Raw genomic sequence first — 19,234 nt, 5'->3', positions numbered from 1 at the left:
CAAATAACGTCTTATTATTCAAGGGATTTTCCTTAAAATGAGCACAAAGAGGCCGCCGCATCTATGATTTATTCAATCATTAATGCGACGGCCCCTCTTCTCTTATAAATATTTATCCATTATATGGCTGAAATCAAATGTGGCAAAGTAATCTGCCGGAGTTTCGGCGCGACGGATCATTTGTGTACCACCGTCCTCTTTCAAAAGAATCTCCGCTGAACGGAGTTTTCCATTGTAATTGTATCCCATTGCAAATCCATGGGCTCCCGTGTCGTGAATGATAATAAGATCACCCATATCAATCTTCGGAAGCTTCCGGTCAACGGCAAATTTGTCGTTGTTCTCACAAAGGGAACCGGTCACATCATATACGTGGTCACAAGGGGCATCTTCCTTACCGGCAACCGTAATATGATGATAAGAACCGTACATCGCCGGACGCATCAGATTGCAGGCACAGGCATCCAGACCAATATATTCTTTATAAATATGCTTTTCGTGGATTGCCCGAGCGATCAGATGCCCATAAGGTCCCAGCATGAATCGACCCATTTCTGTGAAAATTGCCACATCGCCAAGACCGGCCGGAACAAGTATCTCCTCAAAAGCCTGACGCACACCTTCACCAATTGCCATAATGTCGTTGGCCTGTTCATCCGGATGGTAAGGAATACCAACGCCGCCGGACAGATTGATAAATTCAATCGAGGCCCCGGTCTCTTCTTTTAATTCTACAGCCGTCTTGAATAGGATCCGCGCCAGAGCCGGATAATATTCATTGGTCTTTGTATTACTTGCCAGGAAAGCATGCAGACCGAAATGTTTAACACCCTTATCCATCATTTTTTTATAGCCTTCGGTCAGTTGTTCCCGTGTAAAGCCGTATTTTGCCTCTCCCGGCGTATCCATGATGCCATTGCTCAGTTCAAAATTTCCGCCTGTATTTAAACGGCAGCACATAGTCTCAGGCAGCTTTCCAAGAACCTTTTCCACAAAATCAATATGGGTAAAATCATCCAGATTGATAATGGCCCCAAGCCGGGCTGCCATCTCAAAATCTTCCGGAGGCGTTGCATTGGAAGAAAACATGATATCATGACCGCTGAAATCGCAGGCATCCGACATCATAAGTTCTGTCATGGAAGAACAGTCCGTACCACAGCCTTCCTCCTTTAAAATCTTTAAAATATATGGGTTTGGCGTTGCCTTTACAGCAAAATATTCTTTAAATCCCTTATTCCATGAAAAAGCCGCATTTACCTTACGTGCATTTTCACGGATACCTTTCTCATCATACAAATGAAACGGCGTCGGATACTGTTTTACTATTTCCTCCAACTGTTCTTTTGTCACAAAAGGGACTTTTTTCATTTTGATTCATTCCTTCCTGTCAATTCGATAATTTTTATTTCATTGCTCAATGAGTCTTTAAACAAATCTACCAGATTTTTTTTCCCGGAGTAGAGACAGGCGGACTGATCGCCGTTGCCCACATCCCCCGTCAGCACCGTCGCCGAATCCACAATGACGCCGATCTGCCCCGGTTTTCTGTCCGCCAGATAAATTCGGGCATTTGGAAGTTCATAGGGCGGATTCGTAATGACGACCACTTTCAGGCCTTCAGCCCCCCGCCGTTCAAGAATCTCCCGATAGCTGTCCAACACCTGGTTCTCCCCGGAAAAATATATACGATATACGGCATGTCCCAGCATATAAGAAACCTTATCTGATATATGGGCGTCTCCCTGGATCGTGATGTAACCTTCCATAGCCTCCGTCCGCACGGGAATCTGTTCCTGTAAAAACTGTTTCACCTGTCTAAGATGCTCCAGTTTATTATTACTGAACTCCTCAATCTCGACGGGAATATACCGCACCGGTGTTCCTTCCATCAGCCGGGCTGCACCCTTATCAACCAGACAGGCCAGAGCCGTGTAAGTGTTGGACCTGGAAATGCCTGTGCGTTTTGCTGCTTCATAGCCCGTAAGCGCCCCGTCGGACAGAAGCGTCAGATAAATCGTTGACTCCTGCCGTGTCAGTCCAAAACACATCAGAGCATCGTTTAAATCCATCGTATCACCTCTTAGTATTTCTTTACAGGAACACTATATTATAATATACAATAATTGTCAATATACTTATTTAAAAAACGCCCTCCGTCCAATCAGAGAGCGTTTTCATCTTACATATATTCAGTTAACTGATTTTATGGATCCAGCCTTCCGGCGCTTCGATGGTTCCCATCTGAATGCCGGTCAATGTATCATATAACTTCTTTGTGACCGGCCCCATCTCATCCATACCGCTCGGAAAACAGATATCTCTGCCGTGATCTACAATCTTTCCTACCGGAGAGATGACCGCTGCCGTACCGCAAAGACCGCATTCCGCAAATTCACTTAACTCGGACAATTTTACCTTTCTCTGGGTAACTTTCAATCCGAGATAATGTTCAGCAACATATACGAGAGAACGTCTTGTAATCGATGGAAGAATGGAATCTGACTGTGGTGTTACAATATCGCCTTCTTTTGTAACAAAGAGGAAGTTTGCACCGCCTGTCTCTTCAACATAAGTGCGTGTTCCAGGATCAAGGAAAAGATTTTCATCAAAACCATTGGCGTGAGCTGTCACATTGGCATGCAAGCTCATCGCATAATTTAATCCGGCTTTGATATGACCGGTTCCGTGAGGTGCGGCACGGTCAAAGTCACTGACACATAATGTAATCGGTTTTGCGCCCTCTTTAAAATATGGACCTACCGGTGTACAGAACAGACGGAACTGGTATTCATCCGCAGGCTTAACACCGATGACCGGACTTGAAGCATACATATAAGGTCTTAAGTACAGAGTGGCGCCGCTTCCGTAAGGAGGCACCCATGCTGCATTGGCCCGGACAACTTTCTCAACAGCCTCGATAAATCTTTCCTTTGGAAACGGTGGCATTTCCATGCGCTTCGCCGAATCCATCATACGTTCCGCATTTAAATCCGGACGGAAAGTAACAATGCTTCCGTCGGCTGTCGTATAAGCCTTTAAACCTTCAAAAACCTCCTGACAGTACTGAAGGATACCGGCACACTCATTGAGTACAAGCGTTGCGTCTCCGGTCATATAACCTTCCTGCCACTGTCCGTTCTTAAAATCAGCAACATATCTCTGATCCGTCGTATGGTAAGCGAACCCGATATTCCCCCAGTCCATATCTTTCTTTTCCATAACAATTCCTCCATTCGTCGTATATACATATATTCGTCATTGAACCAATTTTACTCTCATTAATTCATAAAATCAACAATTTCTTTTAATTTTGACTTTCGAACATACATTTTAAAACAATATTCCAGATCGAAATAAGTTTTTTCCTCGCTGTCCGCCGCCACAACAAAGTCTTCCATCTTATCCAAATTCGGGAACCATGTATCCGCCTGATAAGCATAATCCATCACCGTCACATGGGCCACATCACAGTAAGGAAGCATCTGTTCATATATACTGGCTCCGCCGATAACATAGATATCTTCGGACTTGAAAGCTTTCAGATATTCCAGAGCTTCCTGGACACTGTGGACCACAACGGCCCCCGGTACTTCATAATCTTTTTGCCGTGTAATGACCACATTGGTCCGGTTTTTCAACGGTCTTCCCTTTGGAAAGCTTTCCAGCGTCTTTCGCCCCATAACGACCACATGTCCTGTCGTTGTCTCCCTGAAAAATTTCATATCCTCCGGAATACTGTTCAATAACTTATTCTGAAAGCCAATTGCCCAATTTTTGTCTACTGCTACGATAATATTCATCCTTCGTCCTCCTAAACTGCTACCGGAATATTTTTGATCTGCGGTCCCGTCTGATAATTATCCAGCCTCACGTCATCCGTTGTAAAATCATAGAAATTTTTAATTTCCGGATTGATCCAGAAATCCGGAGCCGGGTAGGTCTCCCTTGAAATCAGTTCTTTTACCAGCGGAATATGTCGGTCATAAATATGGGCATCAGCAATGACATGCACCAGCTCTCCCGCTTTGAGCCCGCTGACCTGAGCGATCATATGCAGCAGCACCGCATATTGGACCACATTCCAGTTATTGGCCGTTAAAATATCCTGAGAACGCTGGTTTAATACCGCATTGAGCTTATCATCTGTTACATTAAAAGTCATACTGTAAGCACATGGATAAAGATTCATTTCATGCAGATCCTGATGAACATAAATATTCGTCATGATCCGCCGGCTGTAAGGATTTTCCTTAAGATCAAAGAGTACCCGGTCTACCTGATCCATCATACCTTCCTTATACTGATGTTTTACCCCAAGCTGATAACCATAAGCCTTTCCGATCGAACCGTCCGCATCTGCCCATTCATCCCAGATATGGCTTTTCAGTTCATGAATATTGTTCGACTTTTTCTGCCATATCCAGAGTATCTCATCCACAGCGCTTTTAAAGGCTGTCCGCCGCAATGTCAATGCCGGAAATTCTTTGGATAAATCATAACGATTGACAACACCAAACCTCTTGATCGTATAAGCATAACTTCCATCCTCCCACTTCGGGCGGACCTTTTCACCTTCCGTGCTATATCCATGATCCAGAATATCCTGACACATATCTATAAATAATCTATCCGCATAACTCATATTTTTCTCCTCCGTTATTAACGCATATTCAAAAAAATTTTAACATATCTGTCTGGTATTCGTCAAACCTTATAATTCTGACTCCATATTTTTTATTACCCAAACTAATAAATATATGATAGAATACTTATATATCTTAAAACATTAAGAACGGAGCAGTGCTATGAATGAACATTTGACAACGATTATGTCTGAATACTATCAGAACATTGACATTTACAAAAAACTTTCACACGACGTGAACGACATAATCAACACCCTGCTGGAAGTCAATCACATCAAGATTTCCAACATGGCCATCCGAATCAAATCGGAAGACGCACTTCGTAATAAAGTTATGTACAAAAATAAATACACCCATCTGGATGAAATTACCGACGTTCTCGGCGTCCGCATTATCACACTTTTCGAGAATGATGTGGACTTAATTCTGGATCTTTTGGAAAAAACCTTTGAAATCTGCGAAATTGTGGACAAGCGAAAAAAGGAACGTGAAAGCCGTATTGAATTCGGTTACAATTCTCTCCATGTAGTCGTCAAGTTTACAGATAATCGATGCGAACTGGTGGAATATCAGAAATACCAGGATATCCGTTTCGAAATTCAGATTCGTACTGTTCTCCAGCATGCCTGGGCCGAAGTGGAGCATGGACTTGGATACAAGTCTTTTTACGAACCGCCAATGAGCGTGAAGCGTAAACTGAACCGTCTGGCCGCCACCCTGGAGATTCTGGATGAAGAATTTGAAAATATCCGTTATGATATCGCCCTGTATAACCAGAGCTTCGACAAAGTGGAAAAGATATTAAAAACCGATATTAATAAGGATTCCCTTATCGCCTATGTCAATAACAGCGAATTTCTGAATCAGCTTGTGGAACGAATCGCAAAGGAGCAGAGTTACGAAATCGTTAAAGACCCGAGTTTTATCAGTCACCAGAAGCTGGCAACAAAGCTGACGATGTATGGTTATCAGTATATTCATGAGCTGGACGCGGATATCCATCGATACGAAAAGACGCTCTACCATATCGGACATGAAATGTGCGACCGGATTTATCATGATAATACCAGCATCAATCTTTACAGTTGTATCATGTGGTTTACCTTCATTCCCGTCATTAAAAACTTGATTTCCGGTATGGACTCTACCAGTGATGATATGCTTGAAGATGTGATCTTTGAAACCTTTAAAAAGAACAATAGCTCTATTTTCGAAGTATTTAATCAAAAAACCATACCCGAGACGATTTAGACCGTGGCATGTCAAAAGCCTGATTCGAAGCAAACTTCTGTTTCGAAATCAGGCTTTTTTAAATATCCTTTATATTTAAAATTCCAACTGGGCATAGACATCCTTCGGCACATAAGCCCGCACGAAAATACCGTCAGCCCGGTATTCTTCCTCCAAAAGCTGTCCATATTTCCGAATCACGGCGATATCTCCGGCCCGGCTGTACTCAAACACCCGCTCAATGAGCACCTTACTCTGACGCAGGATGTCCTCCAGAGCTTCTTTCACTTCATCCAGACCAATTTCTTTTTTAGCCGAGATTTTCAGCGTCTTTTCCGCCCGGAAATCTTTCATCACCCCATCCCCGGTCTCCATACGATCTATTTTATTAAACAGGGTAATGACCGGTTTGTCACCAACTTCCAACTGATTCAACGTATCATAAACCACATGCATATGCACATCCATCTGAGGATTGGATGCGTCCACCACATGAAGAATTATATCCGCATATTTTGCCTCTTCCAATGTACTCCGGAAAGCCTGTATCAGATGATGGGGGAGCTTTCGGATAAATCCGACCGTATCCGTCAAAAGCACTTCCTGACCACTGTCCAGCTTCAGATTCCGGGTCGTCGGATCCAATGTGGCAAATAATTTATTTTCCTCTAGGACGCCAGCCCCTGTAAGTTGATTGAGTAAGGTAGACTTTCCTGCATTGGTATAGCCAACAATGGCTGCAACCGGTACAGGATTTTTGCTGCGCTGCTGCCGTGCGACCTCCCGGTGACGTTTCACCGCTTCCAGTTCCTGTTTCAACTGAGAAATACGATCCCGGATTAATCGCCGATCCACTTCTAATTTCTTTTCGCCCGGTCCTCGCGTACCGATACCGCCGCCCAGACGAGATAAAGAACGGCCAAGCCCGGTCAGACGGGTGGAACGATACCGGAGCTGAGCCAGCTCAACCTGAATCTTACCTTCTCGGGTAGATGCCCGCTGAGCAAAAATGTCCAAAATGATCAATGTCCGGTCCATAACCTTCGTATCCAACATATCCTGAAGGTTGGCCAGTTGAGCCGGTGACAATTCATCATCGCAGATAATGCCTGTCGCATCTGTCTCCCAAATCAGTTCTTTTAACTCTTCAATCTTACCTTTGCCGAGATAGGTGCCCGGATGGGGTGCCTCCCGATTCTGAATCAATTTCCCAACAGTCCGAGCGCCGGCCGTTGCTGCCAGCTCGGCAAGCTCATCCAACGATTGTACGGTATCATCATTCTCCTGGAAGGATACGCCGACCAGAATGACCCGTTCCGTCAATTTTTTTGTTTCATATATTTCTGCCATAATACCTCTTCTATCGAATCCGTGTCTGAATAAATGTCTTTTCCCTTGCAGCGGCTGAATCATCCGAATACTTATCCAGATAGACGTTAATGTATTCCAAAGCTTTTTCCCAATGTCCTGCCTGCTCAGCTGCAAAAATCTGATTCTTAGAAATCATCCGGTCCAACAGACGATTATTCAGAGCCACACCCTGAGTAAAAATGGTTTCTGCTTTCGCAGGATCCCCCATTTCCATAAGGCACAGGCCATAATCATTATAGGCCTCCGCATTATCCCTGATCTCAGCCACATAAGTTTCATAATACTGACAGGCCAGCGTATAATCCGCCGGTGATTTCTGTGTACTGAGCTCCGCTAGACCGAGATTGGCCGAAATTTCTCCCTTATCCAAAGCCTTTTGAAGCTTTTCTTCTGCCATTGTCAGATCGCCAAGCTTCAAATAGATATTCCCCTGATTTACCAGATCTTTCGCCTTGTTGCCGCCAAGCCCCAAAGCTTCATTCAGCACAGCTTTTGCATCTTCGGTTTTATTCTGGGAAACCAGAGCTTCATATAAGGCCAAATATATTTCATAATTTTTTTTATCTTTTTTGATCGCGATCCGCAAGTCCGCTTCCGCACTGGTACCGTCACCAACTTTGACATATTCCATACCACGAAGCATATACGCATCCGCCGACTTTTCCGCATCTACGAGCTGTGTATAGGTCATGACCGCTTCCACATACTTGCCGGCTTTATCCTGAGTTTCCGCCTTATAGTATAGAATATCAATTTCCGTCGCAGAAAAACGACTCTCTTTTCCATCTAATGCCTGATTAAAACAATTCAAAGCCTCTTCATAATTACCCTGATATAATTGTGATATTCCCATCGCCCGATAAACAAGCTGGATATCTCTGTCACGTTTCATCAGTTCCAACGCCTTGTTAAAGGAAACCATCGCATCATCGTAAAGCTTTAATTCACTGCGGGCCATTCCCTGATTCATATAGTATTCACCATTACCGCCGTCATATTCGATCGCCTTTGTGAAATAATCATGTGCCGTCTCATAATCTGCCTGAGCATAGGCCTCCAGGCCTTTATTATTCAGCTTATTGCCCTCTCCGAAATTTCGCACTACATAAAAAAGAACACATACAAGTGCCACAGCCAATAGTACCTGGATCACTCGTCCGATGATATTTCTCTGATGGTGTCTCTTTGCTTTCACGCCGGAACTTTTTCTGCCTGTCGTCTTTTTCATCGTTTTTTTCTTCCTGTTTGAAGTTTCAAGTCTCCGGCTTCTCTCCAAAGCCTCTGAGTCTCCAAGTCGTTTCACCCTTCCTGAAGAACCCGTCGGCCTCTTTCTATTTGAAATTTCAGAATCCCCGCGTCTCTTTTTTTCTGATGACCCTGAAATATCTATTTTTCGCTTTCTACGCCGTTTTTCTTCCATAGTTACCTCCCTGTAATAATATTAATATTATAGGGGTTTGCTAAAAAAAAGGCAAGACTTTTCAAACTCTTTTCACAGACGGAAATTCCAACAACGGCACAGTAAGATCCATACAGGCAGCCGCAATAAATACACTGCTCACTCCAAACCCCGCCCATTGGAACAAAAGGGTCATAATTCCGGTCATCAATGCAAAAATCCACCGTCCTGCTCTGGACGGAGGCATTGTCTCATAACTCCATACAAAATAAGCTGCTGCCAGAAATACGGAAGACGATAATAAGTTTTCCGGCGACCCAATGGCAAGTATACACAAAAAAGCCAATGGATAGACGACCGGACACATGCGTTTGGAAACCATCCATACCACACTGAATATGGCAAAGGGCCACAAAGATTCAACCAATGGAAGCGAAAAAGGTGAGAATAAAAGTTTTCCCAAAATAGCCGGATGAATCGGTGAACTGCCGATGCCGCCAAAAATCTGCTTGCCTGCAATAATCGCCGTCACCGAAGCGAGCGCCACTTTCCAGAGGGGAGTCTCTATCGGAAACAACAGGGTCAGCAGCAGACCGGTAAAAAGTGCTGAACCATCCTGAATCGATACATATTCATTGCGAAACATCTGCCAGAAATACTCCGACAACACGGCACAAAGTCCTCCGACAAATAGCATCCCGGCAAAATGTATCCGCCATCCCGGATTCTGATAAAAAACGGCCCCGATCAGTGGAAGAAGCCCAATAATACTCTGCTTCATCACATCGTAAATGGTTCCACGACGGTGTATATGCGGCGCACTCTGACTGCGTATTTCCAGAGGCTTTAACCGTCGGAAAATCTTTCGTTCCGACGGAATGTCAATATAATCCCCTGCTCGATTTTCTGAATTCTCCGAAAATACAGCCGCTTTTTCCCTGGTTCTGCCTTTTTTGACCTGACCGATGTACTCGGTCAGCCGCCTTCCGGAAGGACAGACATAGGAGCACAGGCCGCATTTCATACACTCCGTTGCCCGGAGATTTTCAGGGATTTCTTCTCCGGCCAGATATTTTTCCTCAATCCTGTCCGGCATCAGTCTCTGAGGACACACTTCCCGGCAGAGACCGCAATGAATGCAGGGAGAAACGGGCATTGCCGGCGGGTGCAGAACAAGAAGACCGCAGGTCTCCCGGGTGACCCATGCATTCGGTCCATCCACCGTACTGCCTCCCAATGGCCCTCCATGAATAATAACAGCCTCAGAAGGTTTTCCTCCGCAATAGTCAATGATATCCTGAACATTAGTGCCTATAGGCACCCACAGATTTTTAGGCATAGATACTTCCCCTGAAACAGTAATTCCTACACGGGTCCAGGGTTCACCATCATAAATTCCATCATATAGAGCTGCCATCTCAGCTACCGTCACTACGCAGGCCGTCCCCTTTTCCCGGCCCAGGACCTCTTTACGGAGCATCTTTTCATCGCCCTTCGGATAGCGCCGTTTCATTGACAGGACCCATATTGGCCGCTTATTTCCCATATTCTGCCCATATTTCTGTACAGTCCGCCGCATCCGCGCCACCGCATCAAAGGCATCCTCATTGATACATATATAAATCGCCTCTGCTTCTGCCACGATCGCCCCGAGAATTGCTCCAATCACAATCTTTCCCGGACTTTCCAGCATCAATCGATATCCGGATGTAATATAGGGTTCATTGGCGAATCCGTTAACAATAAGCACCTGGGATTTCATCAGACGCTTTCCTGAAAGACCAATCCGACACACCGCCTGAGCCAGAGCATCCCTGTCAAAATTTAAGGCAAAGGGATGCCATGTATTGGCCTTTTTGTTTTCTTTTCTTATTTTTACATAGGGTTCAAAAATACCAGGCGCCCTCTGATAATTTGTAATTTCCTCCACATATCCGGCAATACTCGCATGAACACAGGCCCGCTCCCCGGAATCCGTTTCTCCGATCACCTGTCCCAAACTGACATATTCCCCCGGAAGTACAGTCGGCCGACAGATAACTTCTCCATTCTGACTCAGTGAAATACATACCTGCTCCGGTACATAGCCTTCAAAAGCCTTTTCCCTGGTCAGCTCCTCCCATGCTTCTTCATATACATTTATTCCACGGCTTCTGCCCATGCTGTCACACTCCATCTTCATATTTCTGGAATAGTATGTGTGCGGAAGATTTGATTTATGCGCATTTTTATCCGAATAAAAAACGCCTGATATCTATACGCTGTCCAAACGAATAAATATCAGGCATATCTTTCAATATATAGCTTTTTTAGAATGCAATGACGATACCGCCATCATTGGCATAAAGTGTTCCTACCCCCGCCGTGTCCGCGATGATAATCTGCTTAAATGGATAACGTTTTTCAACCTCTTCCTTTACGTACCGGGCCCGTTCCGGACAATTGCAATGAGAAATACCAAAAATGCGATTCTCAAAGTCCGATACCCGGCTTCCGACCTCTTCGATCATCTTCTTTAAGGCCTTTTTCGTTCCCCGTCCAATCGCGCACTGTTCAATCGTTCCCTCCGGTGTTCCCATCATGACCGGTTTAATATTCAGCACGCTGACCAGGGCCGCTTTCATTCCGGTCAGCCGCCCGTTTTTACGAAGTGTCTCCAGATTTTCCAGAACAAACAGGGTTTCCCGGCGACGAATATAGTCTTCGACCTGTTCAACAATCTCTTCAAAAGAAGCTCCCTTCCCGGCACACTCCTGAATCTTTAAAGCAACAAGTGTTTCACCGATACAGGCTGAACGTGAATTAAATACATAAACTTTTTTGTTAGGAAACTCTTCTTCCACCATCCGCTGACCCAAAACAGCACTGTTATAGGAACCGCTCAGCTCCGCAGATAACGTGACACAAAAAGTTGTTACCTCATCCTCACCAAATGCCTTTTTATACTCTTCCGGTGACGGACAACTGGACTTCGGGCACCCTTCAAAATCTGCCACCGCTTTAATAAATTTTTTCTGATCAAAAGAATCATCATCAATAAAGTCCACACCATCCACCTGCAACGTCAAAGAGACAATCTTGATCTTTCCTTCCTTTTTCATCTCCGATGTCAAATCCAGGCAGCTATCACCAACAATGCGATACTCCATTTTTATTTCCTCCACACATAGTTTTCATTACTACAAATCATAGCATAGAACCCTTTGCACGTCAACATTAGAAATCCAGTGAAAGGATAGAATCAGCCACATTGTCCAGAAATCTTCGGTCATGCTCTACAATGATCATCGTTGGACAGATGTCTTTTATCAAATTTTCGATTTGCATTCTGGAAAAAATATCTATATAATTCAGCGGTTCATCCCATACATAAAGATGGGCCTGTTGACATAGACTCTTCGCCAGAAGCACTTTTTTCTTTTGCCCGCTGCTGTAAGCCTGCATGGGCTTTTCAAACTGCTCCCGGGAAAAATCCATTTTTCGCAGCAATGTAAGAAACAAGGTTTCATCCAATCCATAATTTCGCACAAATTCTTTCAGATAACCCGTCAGCCATGATGTATCCTGAGGCACATAAGATATTTTCAATCCCTGAGCCGACAGGATCTGCCCCTCGTGGGGAACATCTTCACCGACAATTAATTTTAAAATACTGGACTTTCCGCAGCCGTTACTCCCTTTCAATCCAATCCGCTGTCCCTGATTCACTTTCAGATTTATATTCCGACATACTTCCTTTTCCCCATAAAAAATCCTCAGGTTTTTCAGTTCCACCAAACAGGACTTATAATGAGTCAGCGGTTTTAAGGATAAAGTTTCTGTTGTTTCCACATTCTTAAACAGCTTTTTCTTTGCTTCTATTTCTTTTTCCTGCCGATGCTCCAGATTCTTCCGGCGTTGCTGCATCCTTCGCGACTTTTCACCGACATAGTCTCTGTTTCTTTCATAAGCCACAGATTTCTTACCAATTTTTGTCGATTCCACTTTGTCCGCCCATCGCTGCGCCTGTCCGGCAGCCATTTTCAGCCTTCGGATATCTTTCTCGAGGCGGGCATTTTCTGCCCGTTCAAAGGCGTCCCGGCGCTGCTTATTCTCCCACCAGCTGGAAAAATTCCCCTTTTCAATATCGAATTCCTGACGATTCACTGCTAAAATGTGATCAATACAGCCATCCAGGAAATACCTGTCATGGGATACCAGGATAAATCCTTCTTTCCCGCTCAAATAATCCCGGACAACGTCTCTGGCTTCCATATCCAGATGGTTCGTCGGCTCATCAATCAACAGAAAATGATTTTCCCGTGCAAAAAGAATGGCCAATAGTATTTTTGTCTGTTCTCCTTGACTTAAAGTATCAAAAGACTGCTCTAACACTTCCATTTCCAAGCCAATCTGTGTCATTTCCCGACAGACTTTCCAAAATTCACAGTTCGCATCCACCTCTCCGATAACTTCCATCACCTTTTTCTCCGGATCTGGTACTTTAAAAGGAAAATAGTCAAATATCGTATCCGTAATAATTTTCCCCTGATATTTCATCTTCCCCATCAGAAGATTCAAAAAGGTGGTCTTTCCCCGTCCATTCCGTCCGATCAGTCCAAGGCGCCATCGGGTATCCATCTGAAGATTCACGTTTTCAAAAATATAATCATAAGTTCCTTCATAATAAAAAGACAGATTTCTGACATCAATTAACGACATATACATGCCTCCCTCCCACACGCTTCCGCGCAAATACTGCGTGCAAAAAGAAAGACGCGGAAATATCCGCGCCGCAAATAGACAAGCATTATCACGCGCAACCTGAAGGAGCGCGCCCATACGAAGCATCTGACATACGGTATGCCCGGATGGGTATAATTTTCTCTGTCCCGTTTTTTATTTTATGACGAAAAATTTCTTCCTGCACGCACATCAAACAACACTGTAACACCAGCGCATCTGCTGTACCCATATAAAATTTTCATTTTATCTGCAGGAAATCTTCATTTTTTCATCTCCAATCTACTCAATCTTTATTCAATTTACCACGAATAGACCTATATGTCAATCCTCTGGCCTCCCTGTGACACACTGACTGAGAACATTGATCGCCATATCCATTCTTTCTCTGTCGACAGCTGAATAATTCAGCACGATCACATGCTGTTTTGCCTGTTCCGGCTGATGATAATATCGGGACAGACATGAAATTCGCAGTCCATTTCGACCGGCTACAGCCTCCAGAGCTTCATCCGGCAATTCCGTATCGATTTCCATCAGAAAATGAAGCCCGGAATTTTCTTCTTTAATCTTTATTTTATCGGACAGTGAACTCTTTCGTATACTTTCCAGCAGAATATCACGCTGGTTCCGATAGAAATTACGCATACGGTTAATATGTTTTTCAAAATATCCTCCGGAGATAAATTTAGCCAGGGTATACTGCTCAAAATTGGAAACGGTACAGGAGTAAAATCCAAGCTTTTCATAAAAGTGTTCCAAAAGCTTCCGCGGCAGCACCATATAACTTATACGAATCGTAGAAGACAGGCTTTTGCTGAAAGTATTCATATAAATCACTTTATCCATCACATCGATGCTCTGTAGGGCTGGAATCGGCCGCCCGAGCAGCCGAAATTCACTGTCGTAATCATCCTCAATAATATATCTGCGGTCACTCTTTGATGCCCATCCAAGCAATTCATATCGACGGCTGATGGGTGTCACTGTTCCTGTCGGATAATGATGAGACGGAGAAAGATGAAGTATATCCGCTCCGGAACTTTCCAACATCTCCGTACAGACACCACTTACATCCATCGGTATATAACGTACTTTGACACCATGACTTATATATATCTGGGCAATCTTCTGGTAACCCGGATCCTCTATGGCATAGACCGCCTCATTTCCAAAAAGCTGAATGAGTAATCCGTATAAATACTCGGTTCCGGCTCCGATAATGATCTGCTCCGGTGATACACCGATTCCCCGAAACTGATACAAATGGTCAGCAATGGCCTTTCTGAGTTCCAGGATGCCCCCGGCCGGCGGCGGAAGCAGCAGCGTTGAATCCTGACCAGATAATACCTCTCTGGTAAGTTTCGCCCAGATAGAAAATGGAAAATTATCATGACTTGTGCGATTGCTTATAAAATCAGCCAAATATGTAACCTCTTCCGGCTTTTCGCACATCCAATCGATGTGTTCCGGTTTCTTTTCCGAAAATGTTTTCACTTCTGAAACAAAATATCCCCGCTTGGGCAGCGAATAAATATAGCCTTCTGCCATTAACTGGGCATAGGCATTTTCCACTGTAATGGTGCTTATATCCAGATTTTTTGCAAAATTCCGTTTCGACGGCAGCTTATCGCCGGACTTTAATTTTCCATTCATAATATCATTTTTAATGCATTTATATAAATGTTCATACAAACTGTCTGACCCTAAATCAACAAAAGAGTAGGTGAGCATTGGGCTTCTGACCTCCAATCTGACCATTTTAAATTATTCCTGTTTGGACATTTCCATATGGTCAAAATGAATTATAATTCATATCATAACTTTTGTAAAGTATGAAAGCGAAGGAGAATTAGTGTGAAAGAAAGTAGAGGAAAGCCATAAAAGGGTGCACTTCACCAAGCTGTCTGAAACAGGCAACTTTTTGAGGTCCTATTAAAAACGATTCAGACTAAGAAGCCAATGGTTTATCAGGTGGTAGTACTCCCTCCTTTTGAAGTAATTTAATGGCTTGTTTGATAGCCCTGGCCTTTTGCTTTTCAACAAGAGGTGCGGGCATATCAACTTTGTATAAGTCGCTCGGATTCCAGGTTTCACCAGTAGACAGCATCTGGTAAACAGCAGTGAGCATCATACGGGCAATATCAATAATGGCTCTTTTCTTGCCACGACGTTTTACAAGAGACTCCTATTTCTTTTTGTAGTAAGGAGATTTGCTGGAGGTTACGGCTGCATGGGCACACTGTACTAATCTCGGAGATGATAGTGATGGCGCTATCACGTTTGACACCCGGAATGATACAAAGTAACTGGACCGCATTTTCATAATCAGTATTAGAAGAAATCATATTTTCTATTTTAGAGTCTATATCATTGATTTCAGCTGTGATATAATCCATATGTGCGCGTATGAGGCGCATACGATATTTTTGGGCATCAGTCATCTGATATCCTTCAATGGATTCAATCACTGCATCTTCTTTCGATTTGAGGCTCTTAAGAAGTTTAGAAGCGATTTCTTTGTGATTGACAGACGTACCTGATTGTTCAAGCAGAATAAAGAACTGGCACAGATGTTAAAAGGCGGTGTCATCATGGATGTTACGACACCGGAACAGGCAAGAATCGCTGAGGAAGCCGGCGCCTGCGCCGGTGGTCATATCGTCGGCGCCGCCTACAAAAACCAAATCGGCATTTCCTTTCATCCTGAATTGGATTCTGATTTCCGAATTCACAGAATGTTCCTTGAAAGAATTTAAAAAGGGTGCTATAATAGTAACATCTCGCAGGGTTAGTATATCGGTAATACAGCGGCTTCCCAAGCCGCGGAGGCGGGTTCGACTCCCGTACCCTGCTTATGGCGTATTCACAAGATAACATCAAAAACCTTGTGAATACGCTATTTTTATAAATCCCCCTTGTCGCGCGAAGCTTGACGAAGCGCCCATTAACAAAAAATAATTTCGGCGGCACTGTCCACACGGATATGCCCCTTTTCTTGTATGTCATCACGAAAAGTGAACCTTCTTACCATGTTCGACATATTGTAAATAAAAAAGGAGATTTTTCCATGTCAAACTCATTTTTTTCAGACCGCTGTGGATGTGAAAATCACGGTCATAGAGATAACAGACGGGATGACCGCAGAGATCGACGCGACGACAGGCACGATGACCGCAGAGACCGGCGTGATGACAGACGCAGTTACAACGACAATCGTCGTTGGTAATATTTAAATAGATGGAGCCGCTCCAGCGGCTCCGTTACATATTTATTTCGTGTATATTTTTTTCATTTTCATCTAATTATTTTTATAATCTTTTTATTTCTTGAACACAATTTAATCACATTTTTTGTGTACTATATAATTGTACTGAATAACAAAAGCAAAGAAGTAAAAAACATTATCCCCTCTTGAAAGCCGAAGCCTAACCACTTCGGCTTTTTCTTAGTTTGCGCGCCATGGCCGCGCAAACTAAGAAAGAGCACCCTGAAGGATACTTATACTTGCCTGTTCTTTGTCTCCACCGCTTCAGATCGGGCGTTATGCGTCTGGTTCTGATTCTCTGGTTTTGTCTTTTGAGTTATACTGTTAAATTTTTCATTAGATTTCTTTTGGCCCTTATCCATGATATCACCTCCAGGATAGTATCGGTCAAGAGCAACACAGTTATTCATTCTCGTAATCAAATAAACATTATTTATAAGTATTTTGCCAAGGTTCCAGTCACATCAACACCAAGAGCCTTTGCAATTCGGCCGACTGTCTCAGGTCTAACATCCGCATTCAAAGCACTGTACAGGGTTCCTCTTGGAATTTCAGCAGCTTGAAGCTCTTTTGGTCCCATGCAGGCCCTTGTTCTCGCAAGTTCATATGGTTTAATTAATTCATAAAGAAGCGTTTCAACTATGGGAATTGGACTAAAACTAAAAAAAGAGACACTAACAAGGTTAATCCTAATGTCCTAAAAAAATATGTGATAATACCGATATCTCAATAGTTGATAATGTCCATTTGGACCCGTCCGTTTTTCGAACGGACCAGAACCTTGAAAATATAATATACTTACCTGGAGAACCGGGGGACGTGCTTTCACCCAATCCGAGACCTTACGGAGGGTGGTGATTATTATGAGTACATATGAAGAATTTCAGATTATTTTGAGCATTGCTCTTTTAATCGTCGCTATTCTGAATCTGAAAAATAAGAAATAGCCGTCCTGCTCCTGGAAAAAGTAGACGACTATTTCAATAGTTTAATGCTTATTCGCCGGGTCGGGTGATGTGCGCTCACCTTCCGGCTCCCTTGTTAAATATTATATCAAATATACCAAAAATGTCAAACCTTCCAGGCCCGCCCGGCCAGAATGAAAGGATTGATATTACCGAATACCTGAAAGAGCTGGACAACTTATCTTATGTCTAAAAAGCAAAAAAGCCTTGAAAATCAAGACTTTTCAAATGGAGCATAGGGGACTTGAACCCCTGACCTCCACACTGCCAGTGTGGCGTGCTCCCACTGCACCAATGCCCCAAAATTCAAACACTGCTGAACGACATTTACAGTATGCCATTTCAACTAAGCTCATCGTTCACCTTTGGCTCCGATTCACTAAGTTTCCAGGTATGCGTTCACACTAAGCTCGAAAATACCTGCTCTGCACACTTTCGTACTAGGCTCAAAAATACTTCGCCAAGTACTCAATGCGTCACTAAGTGTTTACAGTATATCACAAATTGTCCGGAATAACAAGTTTTTTCCTATTATTCCGGACTTTTTTATATAACGTCTCACGGTCTTTATGCACCGAATTCCTCCGCACATTTTTTTAACATATCCCGAATCGGCAAATTATACGGGCAACGTGTTTCACAGGCACCGCAGTCCACACAATCGCCTGCCTTCACAGGCATAGCATTGTAACGATCCTTTGCCCAATCACCAAGACCGTAACGATCCAGATAACCCTGGAAAAGGAAACAACCGGAAATGTTAATGCCGGCCGTACATGGCTGACAATAATTACAGCGGCGACAGAAATTCGTACCGAGCTGTTTGCGAACCTGCTCCATAGCTGCCAGCTCTTCTTCGGTCAGCGGTCCTGCTGCTTCAACGGCTTCCATATTTTTTTCAATCTCGGAGATATCATACATTCCCGGAATGACTACGGTCACATCCGGGTTGGCACAGACAAAACGCAAGGCCAGGCGGCCATCCTCGATGGCGCCGCCAGCCAGAGGCTTCATATCGATAAAACCAATATTTTTTTCACGGCATCTATGTATAAGCTCTTCACCCTGACGTTCCACAATATTATATGGAAACATGATGGTTTCCACCCAGTCCATATCAAGGGCCTTTTCAAATACTTCCAATGAATGGGCCGTCAGGCCAAGGTGACCGATTTTGCCTGCGGCTTTTGCTTCCATCATAGCCTCCAAAGCACCGTCCGGTCCGATCACCTGCTCAAGCTGCTCCATATTCGGATTGTGCACCTGATATAAATCAATATAATCTGTACGGAAATTGTTCAGACTCGTTTCAATATCCTTTGCCATAGTTTCTCTGGTACGAGACATGCTTTTCGTTGCAAGTACAAATTTTTCACGCATCCCCTCAATACCCTCGCCGATAAAGCTCTCACTGACCGTATATCCTCTGGCTGAATCAATATAGTTAATCCCCTTTTCTGCCATCATTTCCATTAATTTTTTTGTGCCGGCCGCATCAATCCGCTGAATCGGAATACCGCCAAAGCCCATGCGGGAAATCTTAAGTCCGGTCTTTCCAAGTGTTACATACTCCATTTTTCTAACTCCTTCATCAATCTTTTCCTTATGTTCTACTATACGATATATGATA

At 43.7% G+C, this 19,234-nt stretch carries 18 protein-coding genes, 2 tRNA genes and 1 pseudogene; 5 read left to right on the top strand and 16 right to left on the bottom strand.

Annotated features, from left to right (window positions below; all coding sequences use genetic code 11):
• Positions 1-102 precede the first annotated feature (102 nt).
• The 5 genes from EV212_RS05375 to thyA form a co-directional block, all read right to left on the bottom strand.
• Positions 103-1,371, bottom strand: a complete 1,269-nt coding sequence (locus EV212_RS05375) for a diaminopimelate decarboxylase (RefSeq protein ID WP_132089963.1) — start codon at positions 1,369-1,371, stop codon at positions 103-105.
• Positions 1,368-2,072, bottom strand: coding sequence for a TrmB family transcriptional regulator (locus EV212_RS05370; RefSeq protein WP_132089960.1), 705 nt, complete (start codon positions 2,070-2,072; stop codon positions 1,368-1,370). The genes EV212_RS05375 and EV212_RS05370 overlap by 4 nt, the downstream gene beginning before the upstream one ends.
• A 124-nt stretch (positions 2,073-2,196) precedes the next feature.
• A complete protein-coding gene (locus EV212_RS05365) occupies positions 2,197-3,222 on the bottom strand; it encodes a branched-chain amino acid aminotransferase (RefSeq protein ID WP_132089957.1) in 1,026 nt (341 codons plus the stop codon).
• 59 nt (positions 3,223-3,281) lie between these two features.
• On the bottom strand, positions 3,282-3,803 hold the full coding sequence (locus EV212_RS05360; RefSeq protein ID WP_132089954.1) for a dihydrofolate reductase: 522 nt from the start codon (positions 3,801-3,803) through the stop codon (positions 3,282-3,284).
• A gap of 11 nt (positions 3,804-3,814) precedes the next feature.
• Positions 3,815-4,645, bottom strand: a complete 831-nt coding sequence (gene thyA / locus EV212_RS05355) for a thymidylate synthase (protein WP_132089952.1) — start codon at positions 4,643-4,645, stop codon at positions 3,815-3,817.
• A 163-nt stretch (positions 4,646-4,808) separates the two neighbouring features.
• Between thyA and EV212_RS05350 the strand changes: the two genes are divergently transcribed.
• The gene (locus tag EV212_RS05350; protein WP_132089949.1) at positions 4,809-5,900 is read left to right on the top strand and encodes a GTP pyrophosphokinase; all 1,092 of its coding nucleotides are present in this window, start codon (positions 4,809-4,811) and stop codon (positions 5,898-5,900) included.
• A 75-nt stretch (positions 5,901-5,975) separates the two neighbouring features.
• Here the strand turns inward: EV212_RS05350 and hflX are convergent, their stop codons facing one another.
• The 7 genes and pseudogenes from hflX to EV212_RS14020 all read right to left on the bottom strand — a co-directional run.
• Complete coding sequence (gene hflX / locus EV212_RS05345) at positions 5,976-7,229, bottom strand: GTPase HflX (RefSeq protein ID WP_132089946.1); 1,254 nt, start codon at positions 7,227-7,229, stop codon at positions 5,976-5,978.
• A gap of 10 nt (positions 7,230-7,239) precedes the next feature.
• Complete coding sequence (locus tag EV212_RS05340; protein ID WP_165873308.1) at positions 7,240-8,478, bottom strand: tetratricopeptide repeat protein; 1,239 nt, start codon at positions 8,476-8,478, stop codon at positions 7,240-7,242.
• Positions 8,479-8,731: 253 nt separating this feature from the next.
• Complete coding sequence (locus EV212_RS05335; RefSeq protein ID WP_132089940.1) at positions 8,732-10,831, bottom strand: RnfABCDGE type electron transport complex subunit D; 2,100 nt, start codon at positions 10,829-10,831, stop codon at positions 8,732-8,734.
• A 127-nt stretch (positions 10,832-10,958) separates the two neighbouring features.
• A complete protein-coding gene (locus EV212_RS05330) occupies positions 10,959-11,798 on the bottom strand; it encodes a DegV family protein (RefSeq protein ID WP_132089938.1) in 840 nt (279 codons plus the stop codon).
• 67 nt (positions 11,799-11,865) lie between these two features.
• Positions 11,866-13,350: a ribosomal protection-like ABC-F family protein gene (gene abc-f / locus EV212_RS05325; protein WP_132089935.1), complete on the bottom strand. Its 1,485-nt coding sequence runs from the start codon at positions 13,348-13,350 to the stop codon at positions 11,866-11,868.
• A 345-nt stretch (positions 13,351-13,695) separates the two neighbouring features.
• A complete protein-coding gene (pdxR, locus tag EV212_RS05320) occupies positions 13,696-15,105 on the bottom strand; it encodes a MocR-like pyridoxine biosynthesis transcription factor PdxR (RefSeq protein WP_132090030.1) in 1,410 nt (469 codons plus the stop codon).
• A gap of 217 nt (positions 15,106-15,322) precedes the next feature.
• Positions 15,323-15,926 (bottom strand): annotated as a pseudogene (locus EV212_RS14020) (IS110 family transposase); the annotation flags it as partial.
• Between the two features lie 18 nt (positions 15,927-15,944).
• On the opposite strand from EV212_RS14020, the gene EV212_RS13655 reads away from it, so the two are divergent.
• From EV212_RS13655 to EV212_RS13430, 3 genes are all read left to right on the top strand, one after another.
• Positions 15,945-16,130: a hypothetical protein gene (locus EV212_RS13655; protein ID WP_132089932.1), complete on the top strand. Its 186-nt coding sequence runs from the start codon at positions 15,945-15,947 to the stop codon at positions 16,128-16,130.
• 26 nt (positions 16,131-16,156) lie between these two features.
• Positions 16,157-16,227, top strand: a tRNA-Gly gene (locus EV212_RS05305).
• A 242-nt stretch (positions 16,228-16,469) separates the two neighbouring features.
• Positions 16,470-16,607: a hypothetical protein gene (locus EV212_RS13430; protein ID WP_165873292.1), complete on the top strand. Its 138-nt coding sequence runs from the start codon at positions 16,470-16,472 to the stop codon at positions 16,605-16,607.
• 265 nt (positions 16,608-16,872) lie between these two features.
• On the opposite strand, the gene EV212_RS13800 is transcribed toward EV212_RS13430, so the two are convergent.
• Positions 16,873-17,001, bottom strand: a complete 129-nt coding sequence (locus tag EV212_RS13800; protein WP_257591929.1) for a hypothetical protein — start codon at positions 16,999-17,001, stop codon at positions 16,873-16,875.
• Positions 17,002-17,072: 71 nt separating this feature from the next.
• Positions 17,073-17,219, bottom strand: coding sequence for a hypothetical protein (locus EV212_RS05300; protein WP_243115467.1), 147 nt, complete (start codon positions 17,217-17,219; stop codon positions 17,073-17,075).
• A 271-nt stretch (positions 17,220-17,490) separates the two neighbouring features.
• Here EV212_RS05300 and EV212_RS13870 point away from each other — a divergent pair, with 271 nt between their 5' ends.
• The gene (locus tag EV212_RS13870; RefSeq protein ID WP_330570430.1) at positions 17,491-17,586 is read left to right on the top strand and encodes a putative holin-like toxin; all 96 of its coding nucleotides are present in this window, start codon (positions 17,491-17,493) and stop codon (positions 17,584-17,586) included.
• Positions 17,587-17,833: 247 nt separating this feature from the next.
• On the opposite strand, the gene EV212_RS05295 is transcribed toward EV212_RS13870, so the two are convergent.
• Both EV212_RS05295 and EV212_RS05290 read right to left on the bottom strand, forming a co-directional pair.
• A tRNA-Ala gene (locus EV212_RS05295) sits at positions 17,834-17,905 on the bottom strand.
• Between the two features lie 266 nt (positions 17,906-18,171).
• Complete coding sequence (locus EV212_RS05290) at positions 18,172-19,179, bottom strand: aldo/keto reductase (protein WP_132089927.1); 1,008 nt, start codon at positions 19,177-19,179, stop codon at positions 18,172-18,174.
• Positions 19,180-19,234: the final 55 nt, after the last annotated feature.

Origin of the sequence: Frisingicoccus caecimuris (assembly GCF_004340975.1) — a bacterium.
In the GTDB taxonomy this organism is placed as follows: Bacteria; Bacillota; Clostridia; order Lachnospirales; family Lachnospiraceae; genus Frisingicoccus; species Frisingicoccus caecimuris.
This window is presented reverse-complemented; position numbering and strand designations above follow the sequence as displayed.

Bases quoted from the DNA above. Each gene is read 5' to 3' on its own strand.
- EV212_RS05360 (WP_132089954.1), bottom strand. From the start codon at position 3,803: ATGAATATTATCGTAGCAGTAGACAAAAATTGGGCAATTGGCTTTCAG.
- EV212_RS05290 (WP_132089927.1), bottom strand. From the start codon at position 19,179: ATGGAGTATGTAACACTTGGAAAGACCGGACTTAAGATTTCCCGCATG.
- EV212_RS05300 (WP_243115467.1), bottom strand. From the start codon at position 17,219: ATGGGACCAAAAGAGCTTCAAGCTGCTGAAATTCCAAGAGGAACCCTG.
- EV212_RS05340 (WP_165873308.1), bottom strand. From the start codon at position 8,478: ATGAAAAAGACGACAGGCAGAAAAAGTTCCGGCGTGAAAGCAAAGAGA.
- abc-f (WP_132089935.1), bottom strand. From the start codon at position 13,350: ATGTCGTTAATTGATGTCAGAAATCTGTCTTTTTATTATGAAGGAACT.
- pdxR (WP_132090030.1), bottom strand. From the start codon at position 15,105: ATGCTCACCTACTCTTTTGTTGATTTAGGGTCAGACAGTTTGTATGAA.
- thyA (WP_132089952.1), bottom strand. From the start codon at position 4,645: ATGAGTTATGCGGATAGATTATTTATAGATATGTGTCAGGATATTCTG.
- EV212_RS05350 (WP_132089949.1), top strand. From the start codon at position 4,809: ATGAATGAACATTTGACAACGATTATGTCTGAATACTATCAGAACATT.
- EV212_RS05335 (WP_132089940.1), bottom strand. From the start codon at position 10,831: ATGAAGATGGAGTGTGACAGCATGGGCAGAAGCCGTGGAATAAATGTA.
- EV212_RS05375 (WP_132089963.1), bottom strand. From the start codon at position 1,371: ATGAAAAAAGTCCCTTTTGTGACAAAAGAACAGTTGGAGGAAATAGTA.
- EV212_RS05330 (WP_132089938.1), bottom strand. From the start codon at position 11,798: ATGGAGTATCGCATTGTTGGTGATAGCTGCCTGGATTTGACATCGGAG.
- EV212_RS05370 (WP_132089960.1), bottom strand. From the start codon at position 2,072: ATGGATTTAAACGATGCTCTGATGTGTTTTGGACTGACACGGCAGGAG.
- hflX (WP_132089946.1), bottom strand. From the start codon at position 7,229: ATGGCAGAAATATATGAAACAAAAAAATTGACGGAACGGGTCATTCTG.
- EV212_RS13800 (WP_257591929.1), bottom strand. From the start codon at position 17,001: ATGGATAAGGGCCAAAAGAAATCTAATGAAAAATTTAACAGTATAACT.
- EV212_RS13655 (WP_132089932.1), top strand. From the start codon at position 15,945: ATGTTAAAAGGCGGTGTCATCATGGATGTTACGACACCGGAACAGGCA.
- EV212_RS05365 (WP_132089957.1), bottom strand. From the start codon at position 3,222: ATGGAAAAGAAAGATATGGACTGGGGGAATATCGGGTTCGCTTACCAT.